Source organism: Micromonospora rosaria (assembly GCF_001567585.1).
Classification (GTDB): domain Bacteria; phylum Actinomycetota; class Actinomycetes; order Mycobacteriales; family Micromonosporaceae; genus Micromonospora; species Micromonospora rosaria.
Genome location: NZ_LRQV01000232.1, coordinates 1 through 5,750 on the forward strand (window position 1 = coordinate 1; position 5,750 = coordinate 5,750).

Annotated in this window: 6 protein-coding genes; 4 read left to right on the forward strand and 2 right to left on the reverse strand. The window is 75.4% G+C overall.

Going from position 1 to position 5,750, the window contains the following annotated elements; genetic code table 11:
- Positions 1–892: hemolysin family protein (locus AWW66_RS31105; protein ID WP_157528243.1), on the reverse strand; the 892-nt coding region annotated here is incomplete at its 3' end.
- A gap of 192 nt (positions 893–1,084) precedes the next feature.
- Between AWW66_RS31105 and galE the strand changes: the two genes are divergently transcribed.
- Together galE and galK are read left to right on the forward strand one after the other, a co-directional pair.
- Positions 1,085–2,068 (forward strand): UDP-glucose 4-epimerase GalE, encoded by a 984-nt coding sequence (gene galE / locus AWW66_RS31110; RefSeq protein ID WP_067374119.1) that lies wholly within the window; start codon positions 1,085–1,087, stop codon positions 2,066–2,068.
- Positions 2,065–3,288 carry a galactokinase gene (gene galK / locus AWW66_RS31115; RefSeq protein WP_083979244.1) on the forward strand — a complete coding sequence of 408 codons (1,224 nt, stop codon included), beginning with the start codon at positions 2,065–2,067 and terminating at the stop codon, positions 3,286–3,288. Before galE ends, galK begins: the two co-directional genes overlap by 4 nt.
- Positions 3,289–3,482: 194 nt before the next feature.
- On the opposite strand, the gene AWW66_RS35805 is transcribed toward galK, so the two are convergent.
- The gene (locus AWW66_RS35805) at positions 3,483–4,025 is read right to left on the reverse strand and encodes a hypothetical protein (protein ID WP_083979246.1); all 543 of its coding nucleotides are present in this window, start codon (positions 4,023–4,025) and stop codon (positions 3,483–3,485) included.
- A gap of 573 nt (positions 4,026–4,598) precedes the next feature.
- Here AWW66_RS35805 and AWW66_RS31125 point away from each other — a divergent pair.
- Both AWW66_RS31125 and AWW66_RS31130 read left to right on the forward strand, forming a co-directional pair.
- A complete protein-coding gene (locus tag AWW66_RS31125; protein WP_067374126.1) occupies positions 4,599–5,366 on the forward strand; it encodes a DUF5753 domain-containing protein in 768 nt (255 codons plus the stop codon).
- Positions 5,357–5,548 (forward strand): DUF397 domain-containing protein, encoded by a 192-nt coding sequence (locus tag AWW66_RS31130; protein WP_067374129.1) that lies wholly within the window; start codon positions 5,357–5,359, stop codon positions 5,546–5,548. The genes AWW66_RS31125 and AWW66_RS31130 overlap by 10 nt, the downstream gene beginning before the upstream one ends.
- Positions 5,549–5,750 lie beyond the last annotated feature (202 nt).

Genomic DNA, 5,750 nt, shown 5'->3' on the forward strand with positions numbered 1-5,750 from the left:
CCCGCAGCAGCCAGCCGCCGGCCGGCTCCGCCGCGTCGGTGGCGTCGACCGGCGGCCCCACCCGCACCTCGTCCCCGGCCACCGGCACCCGGCCCAGGGCGGCCATGACGAACCCGCCGGCCGTCTCGTACGGACCGCCGGGCAGGGTGACCCCGGTCCGCTCGGCGAAGTCGGCGAGGTTGAGCCGGCCGTCCACCACGGCGGGCAGCCCGGCGTGCACCGGGTCGGGCGCGGCGTCGTACTCGTCGTGGATCTCGCCGATCAACTCCTCGATCAGGTCCTCCAGGGTGACGATGCCGGCGGTGCCGCCGTACTCGTCGACGACCACGGCGAGGTGGTGGCGTTCCCGGCGCATCTCGGCCAGCGCGGCGACCACCCGTTTGCTGTCCGGCAGGCGTTTGACCTCCCGGGCCAGCTCCCCCACGGTGCGGCGCGGGTCGGTCTCGGGGCGGAGCAGGACGTCCCGCAGGTGGACGAAGCCGACCACGTCGTCGGGGGTGCCGTCGACCACCGGGTACCGGGTGTGCGTCGCGCTCCGGGCCAGCCGGGCCGCCTCGGCGATGGTCAGCCCGGCGGAGAGGAAGACGACCTCGGTCCGGGGCATCATCACCTCACGGACCAGCCGTGCCCCGGCCACCAGCACCTCGTCGATGATCCGGCGTTCCTCGGGGTCGAGCACGGTGTTCGCGGCGACCAGGTCGCGCAGCTCCGTCTCGCTGAACCGTTCCCGGCCGGCGGCCGGACCGGCCCCGAGCAGGTCGGTGACCCGGCGGGTCGCGCCGTCCGCCGCGCGGACCACGATCCGGGCGACCGCCCTGGCCAGTGGCCTCGGCACGCGGCGCGGCAGCCCCGACCGTCCCCGCCGGAGCCCGGAAGCGCCCGCTTCCCGCATGACAGAGATGGTAGACACCGCCGCCGCCGGACACCGGAATTCGGCTGATGTTCGTCTCTGTTCAATCGTGACGGACTGTGCTGGGATGACGGCTGGCCACACCCGGCGGGGAGACGGCCGGGGCACGGCGGGCGACCGTAGGGTGAGCACCGGACACGCGCCGCACCGGCGGCCCAGGCAGGAGGCACGGACGTGAAACTGCTCGTCACCGGCGGTGCCGGCTACATCGGTAGCGTGGTCACCCGGATGCTGCTCGACGCCGGGCACGAGGTGGTCGTCCTGGACGACCTGCGTACCGGTCACCGGGTGGCCCTCGCGCCGGACGCCACCCACGTCGAGGCGTCCGTCCACGACGCCGCCCGGGTGCTCACCCCCGGGGCGGGCTTCGACGGGGTCCTGCACTTCGCCGCGCTGATCGCGGCCGGCGAGTCGATGGTCCGGCCGGAGCTGTACTGGGACACCAACACCGTCGGCTCGCTCGCCCTGATCGACGCCGTCCGGGCCGCCCGGGTACCCCGGTTGATCTTCTCCTCCACCGCCGCCGTGTACGGCAACCCGACCGAGCTGCCGATCCCGGAGACCGCGGTGAAGGCCCCCACCAACACGTACGGGGCCACCAAGCTCGCCGTCGACATGGCGCTGACCTCGGAGGCGATCGGGCACGGGCTGGCCGCCGTCTCGCTGCGGTACTTCAACGTGGCCGGCGCGTACCTCGACGGCGACGTCGCCCTCGGCGAGCGGCACGACCCGGAGTCGCACCTGATCCCGATCGCCCTGGAGGTGGCCGCCGGCCGGCGGGAGAAGCTCCAGCTCTTCGGCGACGACTACCCCACCGCCGACGGCACCTGCGTCCGCGACTACATCCACGTCGCCGACCTGGCCCGCGCCCACCTGCTCGCGCTCGGCGCGGCGACCGGCGGGCAGCACCGGATCTACAACCTCGGCAACGGCAACGGGTTCAGCAACCGGCAGGTGGTCGACGTGGTCCGCGAGGTGACCGGCCGGCCGCTGCCGGTCGAGATGGCCCCGCGCCGGGAGGGCGACCCCGCCGAACTGGTCGCCTCGTCGGCGCTGGCCCGCGCCGAACTGGGCTGGGAGCCGCGCAAGCCGACCCTGCACGACATGGTCGGCGACGCCTGGGCCTTCTACCGCACCCACCGGCTGACCCAGCCGTGACCGCCCTCGACCCCCGCCCCGGCACCGCCGCCGCCCCCGACCCCGCCGCCGCGCCGGTCGGGGCGCGCGGCGACGTCGCCGACCGGGCCACCGCCGCCTTCCGCACCGGGTACGGCGAGCCGCCCGCCGGGCGCTGGGCGGCGCCCGGCCGGGTCAACCTGATCGGCGAGCACACCGACTACAACGACGGGTACGTGCTGCCCTTCGCGCTGCCGCTGCGGACCGTGGTCGCCGCCGCCCCGCAGCCCGGTACCACCTGGACGGTCCGCTCCGAACTCGCCGGGGAGCCGGTGACCTTCGGCGTCGACCAGGTCACCGGCGCGGGCCGGGTGCCCGGCTGGGCCGGGTACGTCGCCGGGGTGGTCTGGGCGCTGCGCGCCGCCGGTCACCCGGTGCCCGGGGCCCGCCTGGCGATCGCCTCCGACGTGCCGCTCGGCGCGGGGCTCTCCTCCTCGGCCGCGCTGGAGGCGGCGGTGCTGGCCGCCCTGGTCGACCTGGGCGGGCTGGACCTGCCCGCCGACGCCCGGCCCCGGCTGGCCCAGCGGGCCGAGAACGAGTACGTCGGCGCCCCCACCGGGATCATGGACCAGTCGGCCGTGATCCGGTGCCGTGCCGGGCACGCGCTCTTCCTGGACTGCCGCACCGAGGCGGTCGACCACATCCCGTTCGACCTGGCCGCCGACGGCCTGGCCGTCCTGGTCGTGGACAGCCGCGCCCCGCACCGGCACGCCGACGGGGAGTACGCCGCCCGCCGGGCCGCCTGCGAGCGGGCGGCCCGGGTGCTCGGCGTACCGGCGCTGCGGGACGTCGGCGTCGCCGACCTGGCCGACGCGCTGGACCGGCTGCCGGACGACGAGACCCGCCGCCGGCTGCGGCACGTGGTCACCGAAAACCAGCGCGTCCTCGACACGGTCGACCTGCTGCGCGCCGACCGCATCCGGGAGATCGGGCCGCTGCTGACCGCCTCCCACGCCTCGATGCGGGACGACTTCGAGATCACCGTGCCGGAGGTCGACACCGCCGTCGAGGCGGCGCTCGCCGCCGGGGCGCTGGGTGCGCGGATGACCGGCGGCGGCTTCGGCGGCTGCGTCCTGGCCCTGGTCGACGCCGCTGCCGCCGACTCCGTGGCCGCCGCCGTGGCCACCGCGTACGCCGCCCGCGGCTTCACCGCCCCGGCCCACTTCACCGCCCTCCCCACCCACGGCACCACCCAGCTGTAAGGAAGGGCCCCCTGTTAACGCTTCCGGTAGAGAAAGGGCCCCTTCTTAACACCCCCGGCCCCACCCCACGCCGCCCCGCCCCGTCCCGTCCCCGCGATCTTGCACTTCGGGCCCTCGATAGTTCCGATGCACCCTTTTTGTCGGGGCGCCAACTGCAAGATCGCGGGCGGGCGCAGGGGCGGGCGCGGGTGGGGTCAGGGTTCGGTGGAGGGCGGGGTGGGCTGGCGGGCCCAGGTCACGAAGCGTCGCTCCAGGGCCGCCGGGGTGGGCGGGCTGCCGAGTCGGCCGAGCGCGAAGCCGGCCTCGATCTTCATCGTGACCAGGTGGCGGATTAGCCCGTCCCGGTTGGACCGGTACGCATCGAGCAGGCCCCGCCGAGCCGGTGCACAGGGCCAGTCCTGGCGGCAGGCCGAGCACCTCCACAACGGTCGCATCGGGCGGTGCGGATAGTTGGGGGACGGATCGGGTACCGCCCGGGGACCGCGCAGCATCCGCAGGGCGACCGCCTGCGCCGCGCCGCCGCTGAACTCGGTGGCGAACAGGAACCGGCGTACCACGGTGGTCGGTTCGGCGACGTCCCGCAGGTCACGCAGCGCGTGGTGGGCGAAGAACGCGAGCAGCCGATCCACCTGGTCGGCGCGGTCGAGCGCCCGGAACGTGCGGCACGGCCAGGGTTCGCCGTCGGTCGGGCAGGCCCACGACGGGGCGTACCCGACGTGCGCGGTCTCGCCGATCACCGGGCCCGCCCCCGGTCCGCGCGGGCCGCCCGGCCCGGGGCCAGCCTGCCGGCGGCGACGCCGACCCGGACGACCGGGTCCGCGCCGGCACGCCCGCTCGACCACGCCGGGCACGCGCCAGCGCGTCCGCTCGACCACACCGGGCACGCGCCAGCGCGTGCCACCGACCACACCGGGTACGCGCCGGTGCGCGCCGCCGACCACGACGCGCCGCCGGTGTGCGCCAGCGACCACGGCGGGCCGACGGGCCTGCGTGGTCCGGCGGCGTGGCGGGGCGGCGACCCGGGCCGTCGGCGTCGACCCCAGAACCGGAAGCACATCGGGTACCCCTCTCGCACGGCTGGTGTGGGCGGGGGCCGCCGCCGGGCAGGCGGTACGCCGGTCGTGCGGCGGCCCCCGGGACGGCTGACGCGGCGCGCAGTCGCCCGGGTCCATCCGGGAGCCCCACCTCCGGGCCCTCGGCCGGGCAGCGCCGCAACCGTCCGACCACCAGCGTGCCGATAGTTGCCGCACAAACACACAGCGTTATCTAATGCTCATGAGTCAGTCGTTTTGCTCCGGAGAGGACACGGCATGAACCATGCGGTCGTCGCGGCGATGGCCGAGGCGGGGCACACGGCGGAGAGCCTCGCAGAACGGGTGGGGGTCCATCCGAAGACGGCAGCGCGCTGGGTGAACCCGGGGCACATCCCGCAGGGCCGCCACCGCGCGCAGGTCGCAAAGCTGCTGGAGCGAGATGTCGACGTACTGTGGCCGGACATCGCCAGGCGTCGCGAGCCAATCTGGTTCCGGCCGTGGGTCGACATCGAGCGCGAGGCCACCACCCTCCGCGCGTTCGAGCTTGCCTGGGTACCCGGTCTGTTGCAGACCGAGGCCTACGCGCGGGCGACGCTCGCGGGCGGGGTGCTGACGGCCGGCCAGGTCGACGACCTCGTCGCCGCGCGGCTCGACCGGCAGGCGGTCCTGACCCGGGACCGTGGCCCGCTGCTGGTCGCCGTGCTGGACGAGGGCGTGCTCCGCCGTCGGGTGGGCAACGACCGGTCGCTCATGGCCGCGCAACTCGCGCACCTGCTCGCCTGCACCGACCTGCCGACCCTGCAACTGCACGTCGTACCGGCCGACGCGCCCAGCTATCCCGGGCTGGACGGGCCGTTCAGCATCGCCGACCTGCCCGACGGCAAGCGGGTGGCGCACGTCGACAGTGCGGCGGAAGCGCAGATCCTCGACCAGGCATCCGCGCTTGTTAGGCTGGAACGACGCTGGGAGCGCATCCGGGGCGAGGCCCTGCCCCGGGGGCGGACCCTCGACCTCCTCAGAGAAGCGGCGGCATCATGGACCTGACCGGCGCGCGGTGGCGCACGAGCAGCAAGAGCGGCGGCAACGGCGGTAACTGCGTCGAGGTGGCCGACAATCTCCCGGGCGTGATCCTCGTCCGCGACACCAAGGACCGCGACGGTGGCACGTTGACCTTCACGCCCGGCGCGTGGCGGGCCTTCGTCGGCCTGGCGGCCACCCCTCGCTGACCCCCCGCTCACCGCACCACCACAGAGCCCCCGGCCACGGCCGGGGGCTTCTCTGTGGTCCGCGCGGCCAGGGTGCCGGCCGGCAGCCCTCGGGGCGGCGGACCGTACCGCCACCGGGCCGGCTACCGGGGGCCGGCCCGAGCGGTGAGAAGGGGCCCCTTCTCGACCGTATGGGTGAGGAGGGGGCCCTTCCTTGCACCTC

Bases quoted from the DNA above. Each gene is read 5' to 3' on its own strand.
- AWW66_RS31125 (WP_067374126.1), top strand. From the start codon at position 4,599: ATGAACCATGCGGTCGTCGCGGCGATGGCCGAGGCGGGGCACACGGCG.
- AWW66_RS31130 (WP_067374129.1), top strand. From the start codon at position 5,357: ATGGACCTGACCGGCGCGCGGTGGCGCACGAGCAGCAAGAGCGGCGGC.